This window comes from Pseudomonas typographi (genome assembly GCF_014694385.1).
Taxonomy (GTDB): Bacteria; Pseudomonadota; Gammaproteobacteria; order Pseudomonadales; family Pseudomonadaceae; genus Aquipseudomonas; species Aquipseudomonas typographi.
Genome location: NZ_JAAOCA010000008.1, coordinates 56,633 through 81,662, shown reverse-complemented (window position 1 = coordinate 81,662; position 25,030 = coordinate 56,633). Strand labels below are relative to the sequence as shown.

Here is a 25,030-nt window from a genome sequence, read left to right as displayed (position 1 = left end):
AAAAGTGGTAGCGATTTACTATGGATAAAGTGCTGGTCGTGGACGACCACCCGGTCATACGCCTCGCCGTCAGAATGCTCATGGAGCGCCATGGCTACGACGTGGTCGCTGAAACCGACAATGGTGCCGACGCTTTGCGGCTGGCGAGTGAACACCAACCCGATATCGTCATCCTCGACATCTGCATTCCCCGGCTAGACGGGCTGGAAGTGGTGGCCAGGCTCAATGCTGCGGCGGGTTCGCACTGCCGCGTACTGGTGCTTACGTCGCAATCGCCGGGGCATTTCTCGATGCGTTGCATGCAGGCCGGCGCGGCGGGTTACGTGTGCAAGCAACAAGACCTCACCGAATTACTCAGCGCCATCAAGGCTGTGCTCTCGGGCTATAGCTACTTTCCCAATCAGGCGCTGCACTCGGTGCGCTCCAGCATGGGCAACATCGGTGAAAAAGACCTGCTCAAACGGCTTTCGGCGCGGGAATTATCGGTGTTGCAGCAATTGGCCGTGGGCAAGAGCAACAAGGAAATCGCCCTAGGCATGTTCTTGTCGAACAAAACCGTGAGCACCTACAAAACCCGTTTGCTGATGAAGCTCAACGCCCGCTCGCTGGTCGACCTGATCGATTTGGCGCAGCGCAACGGCATCGTCTAAGGGCCGCGCCGCTACTGGCTAGTGTGGTGCTTTAGGCTCTGTACGACATGTTTTCGAGCGAAGGTGAGGCAAGGCGGCGAGGAGGCGGACGGGGGCCTGCATCCGGGTTTACTGGTTGTACATGCGCATTTCGTGATTTACATCCGTGATTACATCGGTACCTGTTTCAACGCAGCATCACTGAGCGCAGATACATCTCGTACAGAGCCTAGGCCTTCGCGCAAGCATTGGGGCGAGGTTTACTTGTCGGTCAACGCGCCGCGACGCGTCATAGCGGGGCTACGGCGCCGGGCGGCACTGTTGCCCGGCACGAGAGGCAGCGCCAACAGGGCGCAGCCAGCGCTTGCAACACTCACTCGAGCCTAAAGGTCGTAATCGTAGTCGGCCAGCTGCTTTTGCAGGCGCCGCTCTTCGAGCAGGTTATCAATGGTGCGCCGCTTGCTAAGGTTGGTTTTGGCCGTTTCCACGGGGGCCTCGGCTTCGTCGCTTTCCAGGGGCGAGAAGTCTTCATCCACATCGATATCGCTTTTTTCAGTGCTCATTGGCCGCTCCAGGCACGGTGCCGATGGCGCACCTTATAGCGACAAATAACGAACTGGTACAAAAGATTTTTTCAATCGGTTTTGTTAAAAAACGAAGGTGAAATCAATCATAGGACGTCTTGGCCGTGTACTCGCATAGGTCTTCGATGCGGCAGCTGCCGCAGCGCGGTTTACGCGCTTGGCACACGTAGCGGCCGTGCAGGATCAGCCAATGATGGGCGTCGAGCAAGTAGGCCCTGGGTATGCACTTAAGCAAGGCTTTTTCGACCTCCAGCACGTTCTTGCCGGGGGCAATACGTGTGCGGTTGGCCACACGGAAGATATGCGTGTCCACGGCCATGGTCAGTTGCCGGAACGCCGTGTTAAGGACCACATTGGCGGTTTTGCGCCCAACGCCGGGCAGGGCCTCAAGGGCTTCGCGCTGGTCGGGCACCACGCCGCCATGTTGCTCCAGCAGAATACGGCAGGTTTCGATCACGTTCCTGGCCTTGCTGTTGTACAGGCCGATGGTCTTGATGTATGTGCTGAGCCCTTCCACGCCCAGGGCGTAGATCGCGGCGGGGGTGTTGGCTACTGGGAACAGCTTGGCGGTGGCTTTATTCACACCCACGTCGGTGGCTTGGGCAGAGAGGATCACGGCGATCAGCAACTCGAAGGGGGTGCTGTAGGCCAGTTCTGTCTTGGGTTCTGGGTTGTCTTCGCGTAAGCGGCGAAAGATTTCCAAGCGTTTGGCGGCGTTCATCGGGGCGTACTCACACGGGGGGCGGCCTGCAAAGCCAGGGCGGCAAGGGTTTGCCGGGCCTGTTCAAGCTGTTCGGCCGGCGCGCCTTGGCGCTGTAGGCGCGCCAGCTCGGCCTTGGCCATTGCCAGTTGTACCTTCGCGCGTTTGTCGGCCACCCCGCTGGGCGCGGCACTGTTGGGCGAGGGGGCGGCCTGCAGCGAGGCCAGCCGCTGCTCGGCCTGCTGCAGGGCTTGTTCGAGGCTGGCGAGCATGGCCTGTTGGTCGCTGCTGGGGGTGGCCCCAAAGGCTTTCTGTGCGCGTGACAGTTGCGCCCGGCCCATCGCCACATCGACCTTGGCCTGTTTGCTGGCCTGCTGGGCCGCCGCCGGTACGGCGGCCGCAGGCGGGGCAACACGGGCCGCGCGTTCGGCGCGTATGCGCTCTTCGTCACGGCGCAGGCGTGCGTTGCGTTGCTCGAAGCGCAGCCGCGCCCGTTGCCGGCGGCGTTCGCGGGCTTGGTATTCGGCCGGGGTGTGGGCGCTGCCGCCCACCAGAGGCGCGGCAGTACTGCTCGCCAGGGGTAACAAGTCGATGCAATCGACTGGGCAGGGCGCCAGGCACAGGTCACAGCCGGTGCATTCATCTATCAGCACCGTGTGCATCAGTTTTGCCGCGCCGACGATGGCATCGACTGGGCACACCTGCAGGCATTTGGTGCAGCCAATGCATTCGGCCTCGCGAATGAACGCCACTTGTGCGGGCCCATCGCCACGCCCAGGGGCCAGCGGCAATACCGGAACCTGCAGCAGGTGTGCCAGGGCCACAATTGTTTCCGTACCCCCGGGCGGGCACTGGTTGATCGGCTCACCGCGCGCAATGCCCTCGGCATAGGGTTTGCAGCCTGGGTGCCCACATTTGCCGCATTGGGTTTGCGGCAGCAGGGCATCGATACGTTGGATCAGGTTCATGAGGCTCGTGCCAACGGAAAAGCCCCGGCCCGTGCCGGGGCGGGTATCACTTGATGCGCTGCCCGGGCTTGGCGCCGCTGTCTGGGCTGAGCAGGTAAATGTCTGCCCCGCCAGGGCCGGCGGCCAGTACCATGCCCTCCGATACGCCAAAGCGCATCTTGCGCGGCTTGAGGTTGGCGATCATCACGGTTAGCCGCCCCTCCAGTGCCGCCGGGTCCGGGTAAGCGCTCTTGATCCCGGAGAACACGTTGCGCTGCTCGTCGCCCAGGTGGAGGGTGAGCCGCAACAGTTTGTCGGCACCGTCCACGGCATCGGCCTTGAGGATCTTCGCCACGCGCAGGTCCACCGCCGCAAAGGCCTCGAAGTCGATTTGTGCCGCCAGCGGCTCGGCCAACAATTCGCCATTGCCGGCAGGCTTGCTGTCGGTGGCCGCCAGGTTTTCCCGCGAGGCTTCTACCATCGCGTCGACGTTGGCCGGGTCGATGCGCGTCATCAACGGCTTGAAGGGGTTCAGCGGGTGGTCCTGCAACAGGCTGTTGAGGTCATCCCAACGCAGCGGCGCAACATTGAGAAAGGCCTCGGCGTCGCGCGCCAGGTTCGGCAGCACGGGCTTCAGGAAGACCACCAGCAGGCGGAACAGGTTGATCCCCAGCGCACAGATGGCTTGCACTTCGGCTTGGCGGCCCTCCTGCTTGGCCAGGGCCCACGGGGCCTTATCGGCGATCCAGGCATTGGCACGGTCGGCCAGTGCCATGATCTCGCGCATGGCCCGTGCAAAGTCGCGGTTCTCATAGGCGTCGGTGATCGACGGCACGGCGGCCAGGAAAGCGTCGCTCAGCTCCGGCGCGGCATTGCCAGCGACCAGGCGGCCGCCGTTGCCCTTATGGATGAAACCGGCACAACGGCTGGCAATGTTGACGACCTTACCCACCAGGTCGGAATTAACCTTTTGCACGAAATCTTCAAGGTTCATGTCGAGGTCGTCGACGCCACGGCCCAGCTTTGCCGCATAGTAGTAGCGCAGGTACTCCGGCGACAGGTGGTCCAGGTAGGTACGGGCCTTGATGAAGGTGCCGCGCGACTTGGACATCTTCTGCCCGTTCACCGTGAGGTAACCGTGCACGTTCAGCGCCGTAGGCTTGCGCAGGCCGGCCCCTTCGAGCATGGCGGGCCAGAACAGGGCGTGAAAGTTGACGATGTCCTTGCCGATGAAATGGTACAGCTCGGCGGTGGAGTCCTTGCCCCAGAATGCATCGAAGTCCAGCTCGGGGCGCTTGCTGCAGAGGTTCTTGAAGCTGGCCATGTAGCCGACCGGTGCATCGAGCCATACGTAGAAATACTTGCCCGGGGCATCGGGTATCTCAAAGCCGAAGTAGGGGGCGTCGCGGGAGATGTCCCACTCCTGCAGGCCACTGTCGAGCCATTCGGCCAGTTTGTTGGCCACTGCGTCTTGCAGCGTGCCGCTGCGGGTCCATGCCTGCAGCATGGCCTGGAACGCTGGCAGGCGGAAGAAAAAGTGCTCGGAGTCGCGCAACACCGGCGTGGCACCCGACACCGCCGAACGCGGGTTCTTCAATTCAGTGGGGGCATAGGTGGCGCCGCATTTTTCGCAGTTGTCGCCGTACTGGTCCTCGGCCCCGCACTTGGGGCAATCGCCCTTGATGAAGCGGTCGGCCAGGAACATGTTTTTTTCCGGGTCGAAGTACTGCGTGACCGAACGGGTGGAGATATATCCGGCATCGCGCAGGCGCCGGTAAATCTCGCTCGACAGGGTGCGGTTCTCTGGCGAGTGGGTGGAGTAGTAGTTGTCGAACTCCACCAGGAAATCCGCAAAATCGGTGGTGTGCTCGGCCCATACCCCGTCGATCAGCGCCTCGGCGCTGATGCCGCGCTTCTCGGCCAGCAGCATGATGGCCGAGCCGTGAGTGTCGTCGGCGCACACGTAATAGCATTGGTTGCCGCGCATCTTCTGGAACCGCACCCAGATGTCGGTCTGGATGTACTCCACCATGTGGCCAAGGTGGATGGAACCGTTAGCGTAGGGCAAGGCGCTGGTAACGAGTATCTGGCGGGGCTCGGGCATGGAGGCGGCTACTGTGGTGTGGAACGTGAACTCGCAACTATATAGCCCTGGCGTTTTTTTTTCACCCCGTGGGGCAGGCGTGCGGCGGCTTTGGCGTTAGCATAGGTGGCTATTACCACTTTTTTGGAGTTGCCATGGGCGCCGTCACTCAGGCCGCGGTGGAAGCGGTCCTTCGCCAGTACACCGACCCGTACCTTGACCAAGACCCGGTCAGCGCGGGTTGTGTCGAACGCATCGAAGTGCAGGGCGAGCGGGTAGAGGTAGCGCTATGCCTCGGCTATGCGGCGGGTTTATTCCACGCCGGTTGGGCACAGACCCTGCAAAATGCCATCGAAGCGCTACCGGGGGTGGCCAGCGCCCGGGTCAGCGTGCGCACGGATATCGCCGCGCACAAGGCCCAGGGCCAGGTGCCGGCGATGGCCAACGTGAAGAACATTATCGCCGTGGCCTCTGGCAAGGGGGGGGTCGGCAAGTCGACCACCGCCGCCAACCTCGCCTTGGCCTTGGCCCGGGAAGGCGCCCGGGTGGGCATCCTCGACGCGGATATCTATGGGCCAAGCCAGGGCATTATGTTCGGCATCGCCGAGGGCACCCGGCCGCGCGTATGGGAGCAAAAGTGGTTCATACCGATTCGCGCCCATGGGGTAGACGTGATGTCGATGGCGTTTCTCACCGACGACAACACCCCGATGGTGTGGCGCGGGCCGATGGTTTCCGGTGCATTGATGCAGTTGATCACACAAACCGCCTGGGATAATCTCGATTACCTGGTGGTCGACCTGCCACCGGGCACGGGCGACATCCAACTGACCTTGGCGCAGAAGGTGCCCGTGGCGGGTTCGGTGGTGGTCACCACCCCGCAAGACCTGGCCCTGTTGGATGCGAAAAAGGGCGTGGAGATGTTCCGTAAGGTCAATATTCCGGTGCTGGGGGTGGTCGAGAACATGGCCGTGCACGTGTGCTCGAACTGCGGCCATGCCGAGCACCTGTTCGGGGAAGGCGGGGGCGAAAAGCTCGCCGCCCAGTATGGCGTGGATCTGCTCGCCTCGTTGCCGCTTGCCATGGCCATCCGTGAACAGGCCGATGGTGGCTGCCCTACGGCCATCGCCGACCCCAGCAGCCCTATCGCCATGCTTTACCAGCAGTTGGCGCGCCGGGTCGGCGCGCGCATCGCCCAGCAAGCGGCGGCCGCACCGCCGTTGCCCAGTATTACCGTGAGTGATGACTGACCGGCCGCCACCGGCATGCTGGGCCTATGTGTGGCCGCACAACGTTGTGCGGCCACAGACTGAAGCGCTGCCAGGTATAACCTTCAGGCATAAAAAAACCCGCCATCAGGCGGGTTTTTTTAAAGCCCAGGTTGTTTAAGCAACTTGGACTTCTTCGGCTTGCATGCCTTTCTGGCCGCGGGTAGCGACGAAAGTGACCTGCTGGCCTTCCTTCAGGGATTTGAACCCGTCGGATTGGATAGCTTTGAAGTGTACGAACAGGTCGTCACCGGATTGTGGGGTGATGAAGCCGAAGCCTTTGTCATCATTGAACCACTTAACGGTACCGGTTTGGCGATTGGACATGTTTTAGTCTCCTTGGACAAAGTTGACACCGGTTTGGAATATCCCAAACCGAGACTGAGCGCAAAGAGCGTAAAAATTCTTGTAGATGGTTGGATCGAAATCTAGCATCGTGCAGTCATTCTCGGCGACAAAAGCAGCGCAGTGGTGCCACCTTACCCGTTTTCACCGCGCCTGCCAATGGCCTTGTACAACCTCGTTTTGATCCGGCCGCCCGCCCCCGGTAATATGCGCGGCTAACTCTACGTATTTCAGGACCTGCCATGAGCATCAAATCGGACAAGTGGATTCGCCGCATGGCGCAAGAGCACGGCATGATCGAGCCTTTCGTGGAGCGCCAGGTACGCGGTGAAGAGGCCCAGCGGGTGATTTCCTTCGGGGTGTCCAGCTACGGCTACGACGTGCGCTGCGCCGCTGAATTCAAGGTGTTCACCAACATCAACTCGGCCACCGTCGACCCCAAGCATTTCGATGCCAAGAGCTTTGTCGACATCAAGAGCGACGTGTGCATCATCCCGCCCAATTCCTTCGCCTTGGCCCGCACCGTAGAGTATTTTCGCATTCCGCGAAACGTGTTGACCATTTGCCTGGGCAAAAGCACCTACGCGCGCTGCGGCATCATCGTCAACGTGACGCCGCTGGAGCCTGAGTGGGAAGGCCACGTGACGCTGGAGTTTTCCAATACCACCACGTTGCCGGCGAAGATCTACGCCAACGAAGGGGTGGCGCAAATGTTGTTCCTGGAATCGGACGAAACCTGTGAAGTGTCGTACAAGGACCGGGGTGGTAAATACCAGGGCCAGCGTGGGGTGACCTTGCCACGCACGTGAGTGAGCCGACGAAGCGACGGAATTTGCCTTGCATTTGGCACTCTATCGGTTGAACTCCCCGTGTTTTTGCTCTGGATACCGCCAGGGTTCAGCGGGCCAATGCCCAGGAGTGCTTATGAAGCTAGACCCGAACATCAGCGCCATGCTGGCCGCTTTGCAGCCGAACCAGATCGGTAGGCTGGCCTGGACGCTACTGGCCAACCCGTTTGCCGAAGCTTATGCGGTGCAGGCGGGCGGGATGCCGGGCCAGCCCGACCCAGACTCCCCTCAGCCCGAGCAGCCAGGCGAGCCAACGGAGCCAGGCGAACCGACGATTCCTGACACACCACCGCCCGCGCCAGTGGCATAAAAGCGGCCTTGCGCTAAGGTACTTCGGTAAAGCCCTGCGTCAAGCAGGGCTTTGCGGTACCTGCACCCCAAAAGCCCTGCCCTATCTCGCCTCAAGCACAGGCGAGGCCGTTGCCTTCCTCGCGACAGTGCCCAAACCACCCGTTGCGGCCGCCGATAACCCGCTTGGCCACGCGCGGGTTAGCAGGGCTGGCGATTACACGCTAGCAGGCAGCTATCAGGGCAATGCCCAAACGCCCTGCGCGCTGGCCAGCACTAATTGAACCCCGGGCTTGCGCGTGACGGCAAAGCCGCCGGTGAAGGCCCCGAAGGCCGGCAGCAGGGTGACCTGCCGGCCCAACTGAAAACACGGCAGGCGCAGGCGTTGGCGGCCGGCACCGCGCAGCAGGTACACCGGGTGCAAGTGCCCGGCCAGTACGTGGTGCGTGGGGTGGGATGCCGGCTCATGGCGCAGGGCCAGAGGCCCACGTAATAGGGGCTCGTCCACCACCGCCATGCGCAATGCGGCCGGTGGGTCGCCGGCGCGCTGGTCGTGGTTGCCGCGGATCAGTGTCATGCGCAGGTGGGGTTGGCTGTGCCGCCAGGCCAGCAACGCGTCGAGGCTGGCACTGCCCTGTGCGGCACGGCCATGGAGAAAGTCACCGAGAAAAATCAACTCCTCACAGCAGTGGCGCGCCAGCAGGGTATCGAGCACCGCCAGGTTGGTGGCGGTGGTACCGTGCGGCACCGGTTGGCCCAGGGCACGGTACACCGCCGCTTTACCGAAATGCGCATCGGCTACCAGCAACACCCGTTCGGCTGGCCAGTACACGGCTTTTTCCGCCAGCAGCCACAACTCGGCCCCGGCCACGCTGACCGCCAGCCACGGGTTCACGCGGCCGGCCCTGCGGCACGTTCTAAATCGCCGACCATGCGTGCAATGCGATCGGCGAGTTTTTCCGAGCTCAGGCTTTCGCGCATGCGCTCTACCAGTAACGGAAACGCCAGCGGGGTAGGGCGCCCGATCACCCGCAGGTCGAGCGCGCCCCCGTGGATATGTTCCAGGGTGTGCGCCAGGCGCACCACGTCGAGCTCTTGGCTAAGTACTTCGTGCTCGGCCTGGCTGAGTAACAGGTTGCCGGTGTCGTATTGGCGAAACACCTGGAAAAACAGGCTGCTGGAGGCCTGTACCTGGCGGGTGCTTTTTTGCGCGCCGGGGTAGCCGGCGAATACCAGCCCGGCGATGCGGGCGATTTCCCGGAAGCGCCGCTGTGCCAGCTCCCCGGCATTGAGGCTGGCGAGCACATCGTGCACCAGGTTAGCGGGGCTGAGCAGGCCGCCGTCCAATGCTGCCTGCCAGTTCACGGCACTCGGGCTGAGCAGCTCCAGGCCGTAATCGTTCACCGACATGGAAAAGCTCGCCGGTGCCCGCTGGCTCAGCCGCCAGGCCAGCAGGCTGGCCAAGCCCACATGCACCAGGCGGCCGGCGAAGGGGTAGAGGAACAGGTGCCAGCCCTCGCGGGATTTAAGCTGTTCGAGCAGCAGCCGGTTACGCCCAGGCAGGGCCGACCAAGCCTGCTGAACCTGCAACAAAGGCTTCGCGGCCCTGAGCGGCGCGCTGTGGTAGTCGCCCCGTGCCGCGGCCTCGAACTGCTCTACCACCGCCTCGGCCAGTTCGTTGGAAAGCGGCATGCGCCCGCCGTTCCAGCGGGGCACGGCCGGCTTCTTGCCGCTGCTGCGCTTTACATAGGCGGTCATTTGCTCGACCCGCACCAGTTCCAACGTGCGCCCGCCGAACAAAAACAGCTCGCCGGGGCGCAGTCGGGCGATAAAACCTTCTTCGATACTGCCCAGGGACTTGCCACCGCCGCCTTTGCTCCAAAACTTCACGTTTAACGCTGCGTCGCTGACGATGGTGCCGATGTTCAACCGGTGGCGCCGGCCCAGGCGGGCGTCCGGAACCCGCCACACGCCGTGCTCGTCGGGCTCCACGCGGCGGTAATCGGGGTAGGCCAGCAACGACAGCCCGCCGTGGCGGATGAATGCCAGCGCCCATTGCCAAGCACCTTCGCCCAATGTGGCGTAGGCCCAGGCGCCGCGTACCTCGGCCAAGGCGTCGTCTGGGCGAAAGCCGCCGCCCAAGGCCAGGGTGACCAAGTGCTGGACCAACACATCCAGAGGTTGCTGCGGCGACACCCGCGGCTCGATACGCCGCGCCGCCACCGCTTGTTCGGCGGCGGCGGCCTCCACCAACTCCAGGCTGTGGGTGGGCACCAGGGTCACGCGCGAGGGCCTGCCGGGCGCGTGGCCGGAGCGCCCGGCGCGTTGGATCAAACGCGCCACGCCCTTGGCCGAACCGATCTGCAATACCCGCTCGACCGGCAAAAAGTCTACGCCCAAGTCCAGGCTCGAGGTGCATACCACCGCCTTGAGCTGGCCTTGCTTCAGGGCCAGCTCCACCCATTCGCGCACCTCGCGGGCGAGCGAACCATGGTGCAGGGCAATCAATCCGGCCCAATCGGGCCGCGCTTGTAAAAGGGCTTGGTACCAGGTTTCGCTCTGGGCGCGGGTGTTGGTGAACAACAAGCAACTGTGGCTGGCTTCGACCTGCTCCACCACTGCCTCCAGCATACGCAGGCCCAAATGCCCAGCCCAGGGAAAGCGCTCCACCGATGCCGGTAACAACGTGTCGACCTTCAGGGTTTTGTCGTTGGCACCTTGTACGCGGATGCCCTCCGGCATCAGCGCCTGCTGGGCATGGTCGAGGTTGCCCAGCGTCGCGGAAATGCCCCAGGTAATAAGCTGCGGCTGCCAACGCCGAAGGCGGGCGAGGGCCAATTGCACCTGCACCCCGCGTTTGTTACCCAACAGTTCGTGCCATTCATCCACCACCACCAAGCGCAGGCTGGCCAGCTCTACTTGGGCCTGCTCGCGGGCCAGCATCAGGCATAGGCTCTCCGGTGTCGTGACCAGCACCGTAGGCAGGCGCCGGGTTTGCCGCGCCCGTTCGGCGCTGTTGGTGTCTCCGGTGCGCAGGCCTAAGCTCCAGCCCAGGTCCAACTCGTCTACCGGCACCTGCAGGGCGCGCAAGGTGTCGGCCGCCAGGGCGCGCATCGGGGTGATCCACAGCACTGTCAGGGGTGCCATGGCGGGGCGGCGCTTGTCGCTGGCGGCGGGCCGCGGTTTGGCCCAGGCGTTTAGCGCGCCAAACCACAGCGCATAGGTTTTGCCGGCGCCGGTGCTGGCATGCAGCAGCCCCGACTGCCCACGCGAGAGCGCCCGCCACACCGCGCGCTGAAAGGGGAACGGCTTCCAGGCACGGGCGGCAAACCAGCGTTTGGCGTAATCGGGGCAGGGCATGGGCGCGGCGGGCATTCCGGCATCGAGGGTGTAACAGGAAGACAACGCCACGCCCTGCCCAGTTGCAAGTTTCAGCCGGCGAGCAAAAGCACCCAACGCCGGCTTTTTTACCCACCCGCGCAAGCGCGGCCGTTATTTCAAGTTGCCGCTCAAGAATTGCCGCAACCGCTCGCTCTTGGGGTTGCCCAGTACGTGGTCCGGTGTGCCTTCTTCCTCGACCCGGCCCTGGTGCAGGAACATCACTTGGCTGGCCACTTGCCGGGCGAAGGCCATCTCGTGGGTGACCATGATCATGGTGCGGCCTTCTTCGGCCAGCCCGTGGATCACCTTGAGCACTTCCCCGACCAGTTCTGGGTCCAGTGCGGAGGTGGGTTCGTCGAACAGCATCACTTCCGGTTCCATTGCCAGGGCACGGGCAATGGCCACCCGCTGTTGCTGGCCGCCAGACAAAAACGCCGGGTACTGGCCGGCGACCCGTGCCGGCAGCCCCACTTTGTCGAGGTAGCGGTGTGCACGTTGTTCGGCATCCTGTTTGCTCACGCCCAATACCCGCCGGGGGGCCAGGGTTATGTTTTCCAGCACGGTCATGTGGCTCCACAGGTTAAAGTGCTGAAACACCATGGCCAGGCGCGTGCGCAGGCGCTGCAGTTCATCGGCGTCGGCTACGCGCATGCCGTGGGTGTCACTGACCATGCGGACGATTTTGCCGTCCAGGGTCATGGCGCCGTCATTGGGGGTTTCCAGGAAGTTGATGCAGCGCAAGAAGGTGCTCTTACCTGAGCCGCTGGCGCCGATCAGGCAGATCACGTCGCCGCTGTTGGCCCGCAGCGATACACCTTTGAGCACTTCATTGTCGCCGTAGCGCTTGTGCAGCCCTTCGATGGTCAGTTTGTACATGCGCAAAGCGCCCTCACGGTGAAAGTAGATAGCCGCTGCGGTAGGCCTCAGCCCCGGCGACGTGTGCGATAACCATGCCGGCGGTGGCCATGCGCCGCAGGGCGCGGGCATATAGCAGCCCGGGCCGGCGGTTGCGTACTGGGGTCACGCGGTCGGTCAGCGGGTCGATCACTTCAGCGATCAATTGGCCGGCTTCCAGGTATTCACCCGGCAGCGCGCAGAACACCAGCACCCCGCCCTCAGGGGTGGCTACCGGTTCGACGCCCGCCAGGGGGCTGGCTGGGTATAGCAACTGCGGCAGGGTTTCCGGGGCGCCCTCGATGGCGCCACGGTGCATCAGGTAATTCAGCACGGCCTGGCAATCGCGGCTGGCCAACGCATGGCTCACATCACCTTGGCCGCGCAGCTCCAGGGTGACAGAGAAGCTGCCCATGGGGATGGCGAAGCGCCCGGCGAAACGTTGTGCCAGTGTGTGCCACACCAGGGTGAAGCACTCATCGAACGACTGCCCCCCCGAGTCGGTGGCCAATAGGCTCGCCTGGGCGCCAAGGTAACGTGCCAGGGGCTCGACCTGCGGCCAGGCTTCGGGGGTGGTGTACAGGTGCTCCACCGCCTCGAAGTCACAGTGCAGGTCCAGCACCACGTCGGCGTCGCACGCCAGGCGCTGAAGCACCAGGCGCTGGGCCTGCAGTTGGGTAGTGGGCCGCTCGGCCAACAACGCGTCGCGCAGGGCGGCACGCACCAACGCCTGGTTGCGTGCCGGGTCTGCGCCCAGTTGGGCTTGCACGGCATCGCCCACCGGCCCGGCCAGGTCGATGAAGTGGCGGTTGAAGTTCTCGCCGCTTTCCAGTTGGTAGCGCCCCAGCGGCGTGTCCATCAGCACCTGCTCAAGGCCAATGGGGTTGGCCACCGGTACCAACACGATGTGGTGGCGCAGGCGCCCGGCGTTTTCCAGTTCCACCAGGCGCTGCTTGAGGTACCAGGCCACCAGCATGCCGGGCAACTCATCGGCGTGCAGCGAGGCCTGGATGTAGACCTTGCCGGCGCTTTCGCCGCTGCCAGGCGCCGGGCCGAAGTGAAAGCTTTCGAGTTGCCGGCTGGTGCCGGGCACCGGCGCCAGTAAAGCGTGGGTTTGCTGCTGCATGTGGGGGCGTCCTATCGGGCCGGGCCAAGGAAGGCCAGCCAACGGCGCTCGGCCAAGCGGAACAAGCCCACCAGTGAAAAGGTGATGGCCAGGTACAGCACCGCTGCGATGCCGAACGACTGAAAGGTCATGTAGGTGGCGGAATTGGCGTCCCGGGCGACCTTGAGGATGTCCGGCACCGTGGCGGTAAAGGCCACCGTGGTGGCATGCAGCATCAGGATCACTTCATTGCTGTAATACGGCAACGCCCGGCGCAATGCCGACGGCATGATCACATAGGCGTATAGCTTGAAACCGGACAGGCCATAGGCTTTGGCCGCCTCGATCTCGCCATGGGCCATGTTCCGAATGGCGCCGGCGAAGATTTCGGTGGTGTAAGCGCAGGTATTGAGTGCAAACGCCAGCAGCGTGCAGTTCATCGCGTCGCGGAAGAACTCATTGAGCAGCGGCTGGTTGCGCACGCCCTCCAGGCTGTAGATGCCGGTGTAGCAAATCAGTAGCTGGATGTACAGCGGCGTGCCACGGAACACATAGGTGTAGAACTGTACTGGCCAGCGCAGCCAGTGCCGTGGCGAGCAGCGGGCGATGGCCAACGGAATCGACAGCACGAAACCGATGCCCACCGAGGCGAGCAGCAACCACAGTGTCATCGCCAGGCCGGTGATATTGTTGCCGTCGGTGTAGAGGAAGGCGCGCCAATATTCTTGCAGCAGCTCGATCATCGCAGCGCCTCCCGGGTACCCACATTGAAGCGCCGTTCGAGCCGGCGCATCATGAGGTTCGAGGCGCTGGTGATCACCAGGTAGATCAACGCCGCGAGCACCAGGAAATAGAACAACTGGTAGGTGCTTTTGCCGGCGTCCTGCGCTGCCTTGACCACGTCGGCCAGGCCGATGATCGACACCAGGGCGGTGGCCTTGAGGATCACCATCCAGTTGTTGCCCAGACCCGGCAGGGCGTAGCGCATCATTTGCGGGAATACCACGTAGCGAAAGCGCTGCCAGCGGCCCAGGCCGTAAGCGGTGGCCGCCTCAGCCTGGCCACGGGGTACGGCGAGAATCGCACCGCGAAAGGTTTCGGTGAAATAAGCCCCGTAGATGAAGCCCAAGGTGATCACCCCGGCGATGAACGGGTCGATCTCGAAATAGTCCCAACCCATGGCATCGGTGAACGAGTTCAACCAGATCTGCAGGCTGTAGAAAATCAATAGCATCAGCACCAGGTCTGGCACGCCGCGGATCAACGTGGTGTAGCACTGGGCGATGAGGCGCAATGGGGCCATCCGGGACAACTTGGCGCCAGCGCCGAGCAGGCCAAGCAATACGCTTACGGCCAGCGACAGCAGCGAGAGCTTGAGGGTCATCCAGGTGCCCTGCAGCAGCAGGGGACCGAAGCCTTTCAAGCTGAATGCCGAGAGCCCTAGGCCCTGCAACAATTGGTCGAGCATGGATCAACCCTTATGCGGCCAATAAAGCGCCCGCGCCCTTGTGGGGCGCGGGCGCCGGTGGGGCAGCTTACTTGCCGCTGTACAGGTTCAGGTCACCGAAGTGCTTTTTCTGGATTTCAGCATAGGTGCCGTCGTCGTGCAGCGCCTTGATGCCTTTGTTCAGCAAGGTTTGCAGGTCCTTGTTGCCCTTCTTGATGCCAACGGCGGTCTTGGCCGGCAGCAAGTCGCTTTCGAACGGTTTGGACACTTCATACTCGGCACCCTGCGGCGACTTCAGAAAGCCCAGCTCGGCTTGCAGCATGTCTTGCAAGGAGGCATCGAGGCGGCCGGAAACCAAGTCGGCGTAGACCAGGTCTTGGTTCTGATAGGCCTTGGTGGTCACCCCGGCTTTGTCCAGCACAGCCTTGGCATAGGCTTCTTGGATGGTGCCTTGTTCATAGCCTACGGTTTTGCCTTTGAGGCTGGCCACGTCGTCACTCAGCCCGGACCCTTTTTTGTATACCAGCGCGGTAGGGCCGGAAAACAGTTCATCAGAAAAGTCGATGGCTTTTTCACGGGCCGGCGTTACGGTCAGCGAGGAAATCACCCCGTCGAACTTATTGGCGTTCAGGCCAGGGATCATCCCGTCGAAATCGTTTTCGACCCATTTGCAGGTGACTTTCAGCTCCTTGCAGATTGCGTTGCCCAGGTCGATGTCGAAGCCCACCAGGCTGCCGTCGGCGGCCTTGGATTCGAACGGCGCATAGGACGGGTCGACGCCAAAGCGCAGCACTTTATATTCCTTGGCCAGGGCAGAGCCTGCGGACAAGCAAAGTGCCAATGCGGAAAGGGTCAGCCATGCTTTTTTCATTGTGCAATCCTTAAAAGACAAAGATGCGTGGGTGTCACGCGGGCTCGTTACCGGCAGGTGCCAGAGATCATGCTAATAGCAAATTTCGCACCATCGTTGCGTAAACCGCTGGCAATGGGCGCTTGGCAATCCCTTTACGTCGCACTTCTGACCGAACGGCTAAATTTCGCTCACGCTCTGGGCACGGGGGTGCCTCGAAACGGGCCGGTTTTCGAAAGGGCGCTATTGTGGTGCGCAAATCGACTCAACTCAACAGGTCTTGTAACGTCGCCAAGGTATCAGCTTCAGCCACGGACTTGTCGTGGCGCCAGCGCAACATGCGCGGAAAGCGCACGGCAATGCCGCTTTTGTGCCGTTTTGATAAGGCAATGCCCTCAAAGCCCAATTCGAACACCAGGGTGGGGGTAACGCTTCTGACCGGGCCAAATTTCTCGACCGTGGTACGGCGGATAACCGCATCAACTTGGTGCATCTCGGCATCGGTGAGGCCCGAGTAGGCTTTAGCGAAAGGGACCAGTTGGCGCTGAGGCTGGGTTACAGGCCCATCCCATACCGCGAAGGTATAGTCGGTATAAAGGCTTGCGCGCCGGCCATGGCCAGCCTGGGCGTAAATTAGCACCGCGTCGACACTGAACGGGTCCACCTTCCACTTCCACCAGGTGCCCATGTCTTTGGTGCGGCCCACGCCGTACAGGGCATCACCGGCCTTGAGCATCATCCCTTCCACGCCCAAGGCACGTGACTGCTCGCGCTGGGCCGCCAGTTGCGCCCAGCTTGCGGCGTGTAACACCGGCGAGGGGCGCAGCAGCGGCGAGGCGGTGTGCGCCACGAGGGTATCCAATTGCATCCGGCGCTCGGCCTGGGGCCGGCTGCGCCAATCTTGGCCTTGCCATTCGAGCAGGTCGTAGGCCAACAGCACCGCCGGCAGGTCGGTAAGCAGCTTCTTGCCGAGGGTTTTACGGCCAATGCGCTGTTGCAACAAGGCGAAGGGCTGCACACCCGGGCGAAACGGCGCATCATCGGGCCTGCCGGTGCCCGGCACGGCCCCGTCCACCGGTGCCTCGCGCCACACCACCAACTCGCCATCCAATACGCAGCCATCGGGTAGCAGAGCCAGCAGCGCCTGGAATTCGGGAAAGCGCTCGGTGATCAATTCTTCGCCGCGCGACCATAGCCATAGTTGGCCGTCACGCTTGACCAACTGCGCGCGGATACCGTCCCACTTCCATTCGGCTTGCCACTGCTCGATGGGGCCGAGCAATTCATCGAAGCGCTCAGCCGGCTGCTGCAGCGCATGGGCCAAAAAGAACGGGTAGGGTTGGCCGCCACGCTGGGCGTGCTCGTCGCCGTTTTCGGCGGCAATCAGCTTTTTATAACTGGCGGCGCTGGGGCGGTGCGAAAGGTCGGTGTAACCGACCAGGCGCTGGGCCACGCGCTTACTGTCGAGCCCTGCCAACTGCGCCAGGGCGCGAGTGACCAGCAACTTCGACACACCGACCCGAAAGCTCCCAGTGATCAGCTTCACGCACAGCATCAGGCTCGGCCGGTCGAGCAATTGCCATAGCGGCGGCAGCCGCTCGTGCAGCACCTGCGCAGGTTGCCCACGCAGCGGCAACAGGGCCTGTTCTACCCACCAGGCCAACCCCTGATCACTGCTATAGGGCGCGTCCGGCAGCACCAGCGATACCGTCTCGGCCAGGTCGCCCACGGCCTGGTAGCTTTCCTCGAACAGCCATTCCGGCAGCCCCGCCAGCCCCTGCGCCACCTCCCTTAGCACCCGGCTGGGCACCAGTTGCCGTGGCCGCCCACCGGCGAGAAAGTACACGGCCCAGGCCGCATCTTCGGCCGGGGCCTGGGCAAAATAGCTTTCCAAGGCTTGCAGTTTGGCATTGCTCGACGTCGTGGCATCGAGGCGCGTGTAGAGGTCGGCAAAGGCTTTCATGGGGCGTCCCGGGCGTGCTTACTGATCTGGACCCCGCCCGGGCCGGGTTTGCTCACACGGTGCCGATTTTCCACTGCTCCGGCGGCGCGGTGCCGTTGACCGCGAAGTCGCCCACGATGCGGGCCTTGTACACCCGCGGGTTATGGGACGCGAGAGTACGGGCATTGCGCCAGAAGCGATCGAGGGCCTGGGGCCGCAGGGTCGCCGACGCGCCCAGGGCATCGAACAGCCGCCCGGCGGCGTCGATGATCAGGTCACTGACCACATTCAGCGATTGGCACACTTCCAATTCCGCGATGGCCACCGCTTGTTCCTGCTCGGGGCTGTGCCGCGCCTCGAAGGCCCGCTCCAGGGCCAAGGCATTCTGTGTGGCGATGGCGCCTGCGCAATAGGCCGCGCTACGTACCTGGCCTACCACGGCGAGAATCTGCGGGTCTTGGGCCACCCGGTCGGCGTTGCCAATACTGAAGGTGCGAGTGCGCGCCGCCACTGCCCGCGCCACTTCATCGCTCATCGCGCGGCCGATACCGGCCAGGTTGGCCAGGTGAAACAATTGGTAGAAGGCTGGCGAATAGGCGAAGCGTTGGTCTTTGTCGATGACCTCGTCGGCTTTGACCGCCACCTCCCGAAAATGCGCGGTACCACTGGCGGTCAGGGTTTGGCCGAAGCCGTTCCAGTCGTCAACCACTTCCACCCCCGGCGCGTCACGGCGCACCGTGGCAGTGACGCGGGCACCGTCTGGGGTGGTGGCGCCGACATCGATCCAGTCGGCGAACAACGCCCCGGTGGTGTAGAACTTACTGCCTTCCAGGCGCCAGTTCGCGCCATCGGCCAGCAGGCGGGTGGAAAATGCCTCGCGCTTGGCATCGCCCGTTTCGCTATTGGCCGGGCCCACAGTTTCACCCCGGCCCAGGCGCTCCAGCCAGCGCTCGCGGCGCTGCACGTCGCGGCTATTGAGGATGCTTTCGGCGAAACCGAAATGGCTGCGCAACGCCTGCACCAGGTTCGAATCGGCCTGGCCCAGTTCAGTGAGCAGGGCGAACAGTTCTGCAAGGCTTGCCCCGGCACCGCCAAACTCGACCGGCACACGCAGCGCGGTAAAGCCGCTGTCCTTGAGCCAGCCCAGTTCCGTCGCGGGCAGCCGGCGGCTGACCTCGCGCTCTACCGCCCCGGCCCCGATACGTGCGAACAATGGCCGAAACGGCGCGGCCAAGCGCTCATAGCGTGCCGAAGGCGGTGCACCCCAGGCTTGGGCGGTAGGGGAGTCGGGGGTAAATGCTGGCATAAACGGGCCTTCGTGCTGTTCATCGGTAAGAAGCGGCGTGCCGGGCAACGGGGTGTGCGGGGCCAGGTGCCGGGCGAATGGGATGGGGCGGGACGCTAAACGATTGCATGGGCGTGCGTTAAATACCGATTCGGCATGAGCTCATGCTTTGAACGCGCAGTGCCGGCTGCTGGCCACCCGCGGGCCGGCGATAGCGGCGGGGGTCATGCCCGCGGGGTAGGCTGAGCTTGGGCCAATAGTTGGTGGGCCACCTCGACCAACCGTTGCCCCCGATCCATGGCCGCTTGGCGCAGCCGTGCATAGGCCTGCGGTTCGCTTAACTGATGCTGGTCCATTAGCCATTTTTTCGCCCGTTCCACCACTTTGCGGTCGTTCAAGGCCTGCCGTGCCTGTTCAAGTTCATCGGTCACGCCGGCCAGGCGCTGGGTTTGCGCCTGTAAAAGGTCCAGCACCGACCGGCCCAAGTGGGGTGCCAAGGTGTCGGCAGCCAGGGTGCTTTCTAGGTCGCTGGCCTGGATGTTGAATAAGCGCGGCGGCAAGTGCGGCGGCAAGTGCGGCGGCAAGTGCGGCTGCAACTGTGGCTGCTGCTCCGTGTCGCTAGCGGGGTCCAGGCTCGCCAGGCGATTGACCAGCCGGCGGTGGTTTTCCAGGTCCAGGCGAGCTGCCTGGATGCTGCGTTGGCAGGCATCGAGCAGGCTTTGCTCCAAATGGGTTTCAATTGCCTTCATCATGTCGATGCGTTGGGTAGTGATCTCGAACCACAGCTCTGACAGCCCCGCGTCTACCTGCGCCTGGCTGTGGGTACCGCTGGCCAGGGCGCGCAGGCGCTGTACCTGGCCGGTACATTCATGGGCCAGTAGCGCCTGCCACATGGCCAGGGCGTGGCTGCCCGCGAAGTCGGCAAAGGTTTCAAAGCAACGGTCCTGAGCATGGGCCAACTGTTCGAAACGTTGGCGCAGGCCGTTGTCGAAGTAGCCGGCCAAGAACCCGGCCACCCCGGTGGCACGCTCTTGCCCGGCAAGTTCCTTGCCTTGCATGAAGTTGAACATCGCCACCAGCAAGCGGGTGATCGCCGGGTCCGCGGCGGTGTCGGCCGCTTCGAACACCACCGCCAGCAGCCCGCCGATCAGCCGGGTAAAGGCGGCGGTGGCGTGCAACGCCACGATGCGGTGTTCACGGATGCGCCGGCGCAGCCGTGGCAGTTCCTGCAGCCCGTGCAACACGTAAGCGATGCGGGTAAACAAACGCGCCCGGTCTACCGCGCTGCTGGTGTCCAGGTCCATGGCCTCGAAACGCGCGCACACCGCCTGTTCGATGGCCAACGCCTGGTCGCTGAGCCGTTCGAGCTGGCCCAGATGAACCTGGTCGGGGGTGCCCAGAAACAAATTGGAGTAGCCACGCTCGCGTTGCAGGGCGTGGACCAATTGGCTGATCTGGGTCACCAGTTCGCAAGTGAACGCCAGGCCTTCGAGGCCGCAGAGCTCCATGCGCCGCGCGGCAAGCATGAAGTGAAGGGCAGGGGGCATAGGGCGGTCGGGCATCGAGGGCTCCGGCGGGCAGGGGGGCGCCCCTAAAGTTTCGGCTGTACGCGGCCAGCCCGCAAGCTCGCCTTGCGGCTATTTGGCCTGGTAGATGATGCCAGGGCTGCACTGCACCATGCGGTAAAGGTCCGGCAGGCCATTGAGTGCCTCGGAGGCGCCAAGGAACAGGTAGCCGCCCGGTTTGAGGACAGCGTGCAGGCGTGTGAGGATGTCTTTTTTAATGTCGGCCGAAAAGTAGATCAGTACATTGCGGCAAAACACGATGTCGAACTTGCCCAGCACGGCGTAGCTGTCCAGCAGGTTGAATGGGCGAAACTCCACCCGGGCGCGCAACGGCGCCTTGACCGCCCAGCGTGAGCCGGGCTTGGCGTCGAAGTAGCGTTGCAGGCGTTCTGGCGACAAGCCACGGCCGATGGCCAGGCTGTCGTACTCGCTGCTCTTGCAGTTGGCGAGCATCGAGGGGGACAAGTCGGTCGCGACGATTTGGGCCCCCCCCTTCAGTTGCCCCGGGTTGCTGCGTTCGAATTCGTCGAAGGTCATCGACAACGAATAGGGTTCCTGGCCCGATGAACAGGCGGCTGACCACACCCGCAAGCGCTGGCCGGGGGATGCCTTGAGCATCTCCGGGATCACTCGGCTTTTCATCACTTCGAACGGGTAGGTGTCGCGAAACCAAAGGGTTTCGTTGGTCGTCATGGCGTCGACCACCTGTTCGCGCAGGCCACTGCGTGGCTGGCTTTGAATGCGTTGCACCAATTCACCCAGAGACAGGATGCCGTTTTGTTCCATCAGTTTATTGAGCCGGCTGGACACCAGGTACTGTTTGTTATCCCCCAGCAAAATGCCACAGGCTTTTTCCAGGAAAACCCGGAAGTGTTCGAAATCCAAGTTGGCCGTTGACAACATGGGTGCCCCTTGAGTCGTGAATGTAGCCGGGGCCAAGCCCCTGGCGTGAAGCGGGTGTGGTGTTGCAACCGCGGGCTGCCCAATTTTGGCGGCGCCTTTTGCTGGGCCGGCAATAAAAATTATGCGCCAACGCCTGTGAGAGCCGCGGGAGCACCATGCCAGGCACTCAACCCCGTGCCTTGATGCGGTCGACAACCCGCGAGGCGAGATCATCGGGGCGAAATTTGGCGAGAAAATCATCGGCACCGACTTTTTTCACCATCGCCTGGTTGAACACCCCCGACAGTGAGGTGTGCAGCACGATGTGCAGGTCTTTCAGCCGTGGGTTATTACGTATTTCGGCGGTCAGGGTATAACCGTCCATTTCGGGCATCTCGATGTCGGAAATCAGCATCAGAAACTGCTGGCAAGGGTCCTGCCCCTCGGCGACCATGTTGTTAAGGTAGTCCAGTGCCTGCTTGCCGTCATTGAGTGCGATCACCTCAACCCCGACGGTTTCCAGGCAGCGGGTAACCTGTTTACGCGCCACAGCGGAGTCATCGACCGTCAGTACCCGCAGCGATACCGCTTTTCGTTGTACCTCTTCGGTTATCACGCCAGCGCTGATGCTCTCGGACATCGGCGCCACTTCCGAAAGGATTTTCTCCACGTCGATGATTTCCACCAGCCGCTCGTCGACCCGGGTGACCGCGGTAAGGTAGTGGTCACGCCCGGTGCCTTTGGGTGGCGGGTGTATCGACTCCCAGTTCATGTTGACGATACGTTCCACCGAATGCACCAAAAACCCCTGAACCTTGGTGTTGTACTCGGTAATTATCACGAACGCATTGCTGCTGTTCTCGAGGCTGCACCCGCCCGTGGCGAGGGCCAGGTCGAGGATCGGGATGGTCGCGCCGCGTATGTTGGCGATACCGCGCACCACAGGGTTGGCCTTGGGCAGCAGGGTCAGTTTGGGGCATTGCAGCACCTCGCGGACCTTGAACACGTTGATACCATACAACTGCTGGCCGTTGAGACGGAACAACAACAGTTCAAGGCGGTTTTGCCCTACTAATTGCGTGCGCCGGTTCACTGCATCCATCACACCAGCCATGTTCGAAACCTCCGCATTAAACTGTCGGGCCGGCGGTATGCCGCTGGCCAGCTCTTAGGGCAACTTGGCACATGCTTTGCTCAGGCCCTGCCATGAACGTAAAAACGCCATTTTCACGACACCTGTTACATGCGCTGTCCGGGCTGGTTACCGCCCTGTGCCTCTTCGGTTCTGGGCGCTTACCCGCCGATGAAGCCACATTACCCGAACAGCTTATCGGTGCCACCCAGGGGTTTCTTGAGTTCACGGTCGAAGATTATTTGGCCACCGCGCAAATCGAAGGCCGGCCGCAGGTGGAAGTTAACGACCTTGACCCGCGGTTAAGCCTGCCCGGCTGCGAGCAGCCTTTGGCCGCGTCGTTGCAAAGCCCGGCCACGCCCGTTGGGCGGGTAGTGGTAAAGGTTCGCTGTGAAGGGCCGACACCCTGGACGGTATTCGTGCCGGCCCAGGTGCATTTGTTTCGCCAAGTGGTCACTGCTACGCGCCCAATGAAGCGTAACGATGTGATCGGCCAGGGTGACGTGGCGCTGCGCGAGCGCGATGTCGGCCCGCTCAGCCAGGGTTACCTGACCGAGTTGGACCAAGCGCTGGGCCTGAAGCTCACCAGGCCCGCGGTGATGGACCAGGTGTTGTCGCCGGTGCAGGTGGAGCGGCCCGAGGTGATCCGCAAGGGCGACCAGGTGGTGATCAGTGCCGGTAACGCCGGGATCGCCGTGCGCATGCCGGGCGAGGCATTGGCCGACGGCGGCGAGGGTGAGCAGATACGGGTGCGCAACTTGCGCTCAAACCGTGTGGTCAAAGCCCGGGTAACGGGGCCTGGGCAAGTGGAGGTAGCGATGTAAAGCCGCAGGCTGGGCTGCACCGCAACCCGGCAGCGTCGCCTAAATTGCAGCCAATGTATGGCGCCTCGCACTATACTCTGGCCCTGTTCGACCGCGTTGCAGGCTATGGCGAAAAAAAACTAAAGGTTTTCGCCCCGGCGCCGAAAACAGGGCAAGCGTCCAGAATCCCAGAGGTTTTTACATCATGGTTATCGATTTCAATCGGGTGAACGGCGGCACCACGCCCGTTACCGGTACTACCGGTACCAGCAACACCCGCACCACCGAGGCGGCAAGCACCGACACCAGCGTAAGCAAAAGCAGCGCCGCCGGTGACACCGTGCACCTGAGCGACAGCGCGCAATTTCTGCAAAAGGTGAGCAGTGACCTGCAGAGCCAGCCTGTGGTCGACAGCGCGAAAGTGGCCGAAGTTAAAGAAAAGATTGCCAATGGCAGCTATAACGTCGACCCGACGAAAACTGCCGGCAACATACTGAAGTTCGAAGCCGACCGCTAAGGCGCGTGCCTTGCCAGGCTTCCTGGTATCCACCACTGAGTTCAAGCCGCCATGCAAGACACCGCATTGCTTCAATTGATCGAAAGCGACCTCGGCCCGGCCCAGCAACTGCTTGAATGGCTGCGGCTGGAGGGCCATGCACTGCGTGGGCGGGACATGGCCTTGCTGGAGAATATCCTGGCGCAGAAGCAATCGCTGATCGTGCAGTTGCAGCAACAGGGCCGCAAGCGTAGCCAGGCGCTGGCGCTACTGGGCATGAGCACTGACCGCGAAGGTTTGCAGCAATTGGCGAAGGTCTCCCCGATAGGTGCCGAATTGTTGGCCAAGGGCGACCAGCTCAATGACCTGCTGGGCCAGTGCAAGCAGGCCAATGAAGAAAACGGCAAAGCCATCCGCCTGCAGCAGCACGCCACGGCCAACCAGTTGCGCATTCTCAACGGGGGCGAGGCACCGTCGCTGTACACCGCGCGTGGTGCTACCTCCAAGCTGGGGACCCTTCGCGCTTTCAGCCAAGCTTGACGGGGCGGTACTCTCACATGCTACAAAGGTGGCATATTGCTATGGGCGCATGCGTCGCGTTCAGCCTGGAGTTTCTACATCGTGTTCAACCATTCGGCCGATGACGCTGCGCACCCTCCCAAGGTGCTGACCACCCCCCTGGAAATCATCGCCAACCTGCGTTCGCTTCAGGAGGGCCGCGATCCCCTGATCATCACCTTCGCCGAGCGAAACCAGCGTTTTCAGAGCTACGTGATCGGCATTGACCGCGACGCCGGGAGCTTGGTGCTGGATGAAATGATCCCCCGTGAGGGCGAGCGTTATCTGCTCGCCGGCGAGCCCTTCAAGGTCGAAGGGTTTCACGATGGGGTACGCATTGCTTGGGACGCCGTGGGCCCCATCGCCCTGGTCGACAACGACAATGGCCGCGGCTACCAAGGCCGGCTACCCAGCGCAATTATCTACCACCAACGGCGCAATGCCTTTCGTGCCCCGTTAAAGCTCTCGGCCCTGGTCGATGTGGCGCTGGCCGGCGACAAATTGCCGGCACAAACCCTGCGTGGCAAGTTACTCGACCTCTCTGCCACTGGCTGCAAGCTGCGCTTCGACGGTGACCTCAGTGAGCGCCTGCAATTAGGCCAGGTCTACGAACGCTTTAGCGCTGCCTTGCCGTTCGGCCCCATCACCACGGCGGTCGAACTGCGCTATTTGCACTTTGAAGAACGCCTGGATGCCACGTTTGCCGGTGTGCGCTTCCATAACATGAGCGGTTTGGCGGGGCGTAACGTCGAGCGTTTCGTTTACCAACTGCAGCGTGAAGCGCGCCGGTTCGACAAAGACGTTTTCTAAGCGGCGGCCCCCAGTGTGGTGTTTCAGAAGTTAACTGGACCCTTTTGGCGGTGCTTTTTGCTGCTGGGCGGTGTCGCCGCTCCTCGCCATAGCCCGGCTATGGCGCGTCACGGTGCCTTTAAACGGCAACATTCACCCGCCAATGCTTACGTGAATGTCTGAAACAACACACTACGCCGCCTTGAGTT

General features: G+C 62.6%; 24 protein-coding genes and 1 pseudogene. 8 read left to right on the top strand and 17 right to left on the bottom strand.

Features of this window, described 5'->3' with window-relative positions:
* The first annotated feature begins 20 nt into the window (after positions 1-20).
* A complete protein-coding gene (locus tag HAQ05_RS08160) occupies positions 21-650 on the top strand; it encodes a response regulator transcription factor (RefSeq protein ID WP_190419244.1) in 630 nt (209 codons plus the stop codon).
* 362 nt (positions 651-1,012) lie between these two features.
* Here the strand turns inward: HAQ05_RS08160 and HAQ05_RS08155 are convergent, their stop codons facing one another.
* From HAQ05_RS08155 to metG, 4 genes and pseudogenes are all read right to left on the bottom strand, one after another.
* A complete protein-coding gene (locus tag HAQ05_RS08155) occupies positions 1,013-1,192 on the bottom strand; it encodes a PA3496 family putative envelope integrity protein (protein ID WP_190419242.1) in 180 nt (59 codons plus the stop codon).
* A gap of 103 nt (positions 1,193-1,295) precedes the next feature.
* Positions 1,296-1,934, bottom strand: coding sequence for an endonuclease III (nth, locus tag HAQ05_RS08150; RefSeq protein WP_190419240.1), 639 nt, complete (start codon positions 1,932-1,934; stop codon positions 1,296-1,298).
* Positions 1,931-2,881 carry an RnfABCDGE type electron transport complex subunit B gene (locus HAQ05_RS08145; protein ID WP_190419238.1) on the bottom strand — a complete coding sequence of 317 codons (951 nt, stop codon included), beginning with the start codon at positions 2,879-2,881 and terminating at the stop codon, positions 1,931-1,933. Before HAQ05_RS08145 ends, nth begins: the two co-directional genes overlap by 4 nt.
* Before the next feature lie 46 nt (positions 2,882-2,927).
* Positions 2,928-4,976, bottom strand: a pseudogene (gene metG / locus HAQ05_RS08140) (methionine--tRNA ligase); the annotation flags it as partial.
* Positions 4,977-5,098: 122 nt separating this feature from the next.
* Here metG and apbC point away from each other — a divergent pair.
* Positions 5,099-6,193, top strand: coding sequence for an iron-sulfur cluster carrier protein ApbC (apbC, locus tag HAQ05_RS08135; protein ID WP_190419234.1), 1,095 nt, complete (start codon positions 5,099-5,101; stop codon positions 6,191-6,193).
* Between the two features lie 135 nt (positions 6,194-6,328).
* On the opposite strand, the gene HAQ05_RS08130 is transcribed toward apbC, so the two are convergent.
* Positions 6,329-6,538: a cold-shock protein gene (locus tag HAQ05_RS08130; protein WP_190419232.1), complete on the bottom strand. Its 210-nt coding sequence runs from the start codon at positions 6,536-6,538 to the stop codon at positions 6,329-6,331.
* 260 nt (positions 6,539-6,798) lie between these two features.
* On the opposite strand from HAQ05_RS08130, the gene dcd reads away from it, so the two are divergent.
* Entirely contained in the window at positions 6,799-7,365 is a 567-nt protein-coding gene (gene dcd / locus HAQ05_RS08125) for a dCTP deaminase (RefSeq protein WP_190419230.1), read from the top strand.
* A 115-nt stretch (positions 7,366-7,480) separates the two neighbouring features.
* Positions 7,481-7,714 (top strand): hypothetical protein, encoded by a 234-nt coding sequence (locus HAQ05_RS08120; protein WP_190419228.1) that lies wholly within the window; start codon positions 7,481-7,483, stop codon positions 7,712-7,714.
* Between the two features lie 216 nt (positions 7,715-7,930).
* On the opposite strand, the gene pdeM is transcribed toward HAQ05_RS08120, so the two are convergent.
* The 12 genes from pdeM to HAQ05_RS08060 all read right to left on the bottom strand — a co-directional run bounded on the left by pdeM (position 7,931) and on the right by HAQ05_RS08060 (position 22,157).
* The gene (pdeM, locus tag HAQ05_RS08115) at positions 7,931-8,587 is read right to left on the bottom strand and encodes a ligase-associated DNA damage response endonuclease PdeM (RefSeq protein ID WP_190419226.1); all 657 of its coding nucleotides are present in this window, start codon (positions 8,585-8,587) and stop codon (positions 7,931-7,933) included.
* Complete coding sequence (locus HAQ05_RS08110) at positions 8,584-11,052, bottom strand: ligase-associated DNA damage response DEXH box helicase (RefSeq protein ID WP_190419448.1); 2,469 nt, start codon at positions 11,050-11,052, stop codon at positions 8,584-8,586. The genes pdeM and HAQ05_RS08110 overlap by 4 nt, the downstream gene beginning before the upstream one ends.
* Before the next feature lie 132 nt (positions 11,053-11,184).
* Positions 11,185-11,949, bottom strand: coding sequence for an ABC transporter ATP-binding protein (locus HAQ05_RS08105; protein ID WP_190419224.1), 765 nt, complete (start codon positions 11,947-11,949; stop codon positions 11,185-11,187).
* Positions 11,950-11,962: 13 nt separating this feature from the next.
* Positions 11,963-13,093, bottom strand: coding sequence for a succinylglutamate desuccinylase/aspartoacylase family protein (locus HAQ05_RS08100; protein WP_190419222.1), 1,131 nt, complete (start codon positions 13,091-13,093; stop codon positions 11,963-11,965).
* Positions 13,094-13,104: 11 nt separating this feature from the next.
* On the bottom strand, positions 13,105-13,815 hold the full coding sequence (locus tag HAQ05_RS08095; RefSeq protein ID WP_190419220.1) for an ABC transporter permease: 711 nt from the start codon (positions 13,813-13,815) through the stop codon (positions 13,105-13,107).
* Positions 13,812-14,540, bottom strand: a complete 729-nt coding sequence (locus HAQ05_RS08090; protein ID WP_190419218.1) for an ABC transporter permease — start codon at positions 14,538-14,540, stop codon at positions 13,812-13,814. The genes HAQ05_RS08095 and HAQ05_RS08090 overlap by 4 nt, the downstream gene beginning before the upstream one ends.
* Positions 14,541-14,607: 67 nt before the next feature.
* Complete coding sequence (locus HAQ05_RS08085) at positions 14,608-15,390, bottom strand: transporter substrate-binding domain-containing protein (RefSeq protein WP_190419216.1); 783 nt, start codon at positions 15,388-15,390, stop codon at positions 14,608-14,610.
* Between the two features lie 244 nt (positions 15,391-15,634).
* The gene (locus HAQ05_RS08080; protein WP_190419214.1) at positions 15,635-17,332 is read right to left on the bottom strand and encodes an ATP-dependent DNA ligase; all 1,698 of its coding nucleotides are present in this window, start codon (positions 17,330-17,332) and stop codon (positions 15,635-15,637) included.
* Between the two features lie 52 nt (positions 17,333-17,384).
* Positions 17,385-18,617: an acyl-CoA dehydrogenase family protein gene (locus tag HAQ05_RS08075; protein ID WP_190419212.1), complete on the bottom strand. Its 1,233-nt coding sequence runs from the start codon at positions 18,615-18,617 to the stop codon at positions 17,385-17,387.
* 203 nt (positions 18,618-18,820) lie between these two features.
* Complete coding sequence (locus HAQ05_RS08070) at positions 18,821-20,158, bottom strand: nitrate regulatory protein (protein ID WP_190419210.1); 1,338 nt, start codon at positions 20,156-20,158, stop codon at positions 18,821-18,823.
* A gap of 75 nt (positions 20,159-20,233) precedes the next feature.
* Entirely contained in the window at positions 20,234-21,061 is an 828-nt protein-coding gene (gene cheR, locus HAQ05_RS08065) for a protein-glutamate O-methyltransferase CheR (RefSeq protein ID WP_190419446.1), read from the bottom strand.
* Between the two features lie 169 nt (positions 21,062-21,230).
* The gene (locus HAQ05_RS08060) at positions 21,231-22,157 is read right to left on the bottom strand and encodes a chemotaxis protein CheV (protein ID WP_190419208.1); all 927 of its coding nucleotides are present in this window, start codon (positions 22,155-22,157) and stop codon (positions 21,231-21,233) included.
* 92 nt (positions 22,158-22,249) lie between these two features.
* Here HAQ05_RS08060 and flgA point away from each other — a divergent pair, with 92 nt between their 5' ends.
* The 4 genes from flgA to HAQ05_RS08040 all read left to right on the top strand — a co-directional run bounded on the left by flgA (position 22,250) and on the right by HAQ05_RS08040 (position 24,842).
* Positions 22,250-22,999: a flagellar basal body P-ring formation chaperone FlgA gene (gene flgA, locus HAQ05_RS08055; RefSeq protein ID WP_190419206.1), complete on the top strand. Its 750-nt coding sequence runs from the start codon at positions 22,250-22,252 to the stop codon at positions 22,997-22,999.
* Positions 23,000-23,183: 184 nt separating this feature from the next.
* Positions 23,184-23,495, top strand: a complete 312-nt coding sequence (gene flgM, locus HAQ05_RS08050) for a flagellar biosynthesis anti-sigma factor FlgM (RefSeq protein ID WP_190419204.1) — start codon at positions 23,184-23,186, stop codon at positions 23,493-23,495.
* Positions 23,496-23,546: 51 nt separating this feature from the next.
* Entirely contained in the window at positions 23,547-24,014 is a 468-nt protein-coding gene (locus HAQ05_RS08045; RefSeq protein WP_190419202.1) for a flagella synthesis protein FlgN, read from the top strand.
* An 81-nt stretch (positions 24,015-24,095) separates the two neighbouring features.
* Positions 24,096-24,842, top strand: coding sequence for a flagellar regulator YcgR PilZN domain-containing protein (locus HAQ05_RS08040; RefSeq protein ID WP_190419200.1), 747 nt, complete (start codon positions 24,096-24,098; stop codon positions 24,840-24,842).
* Positions 24,843-25,030: the final 188 nt, after the last annotated feature.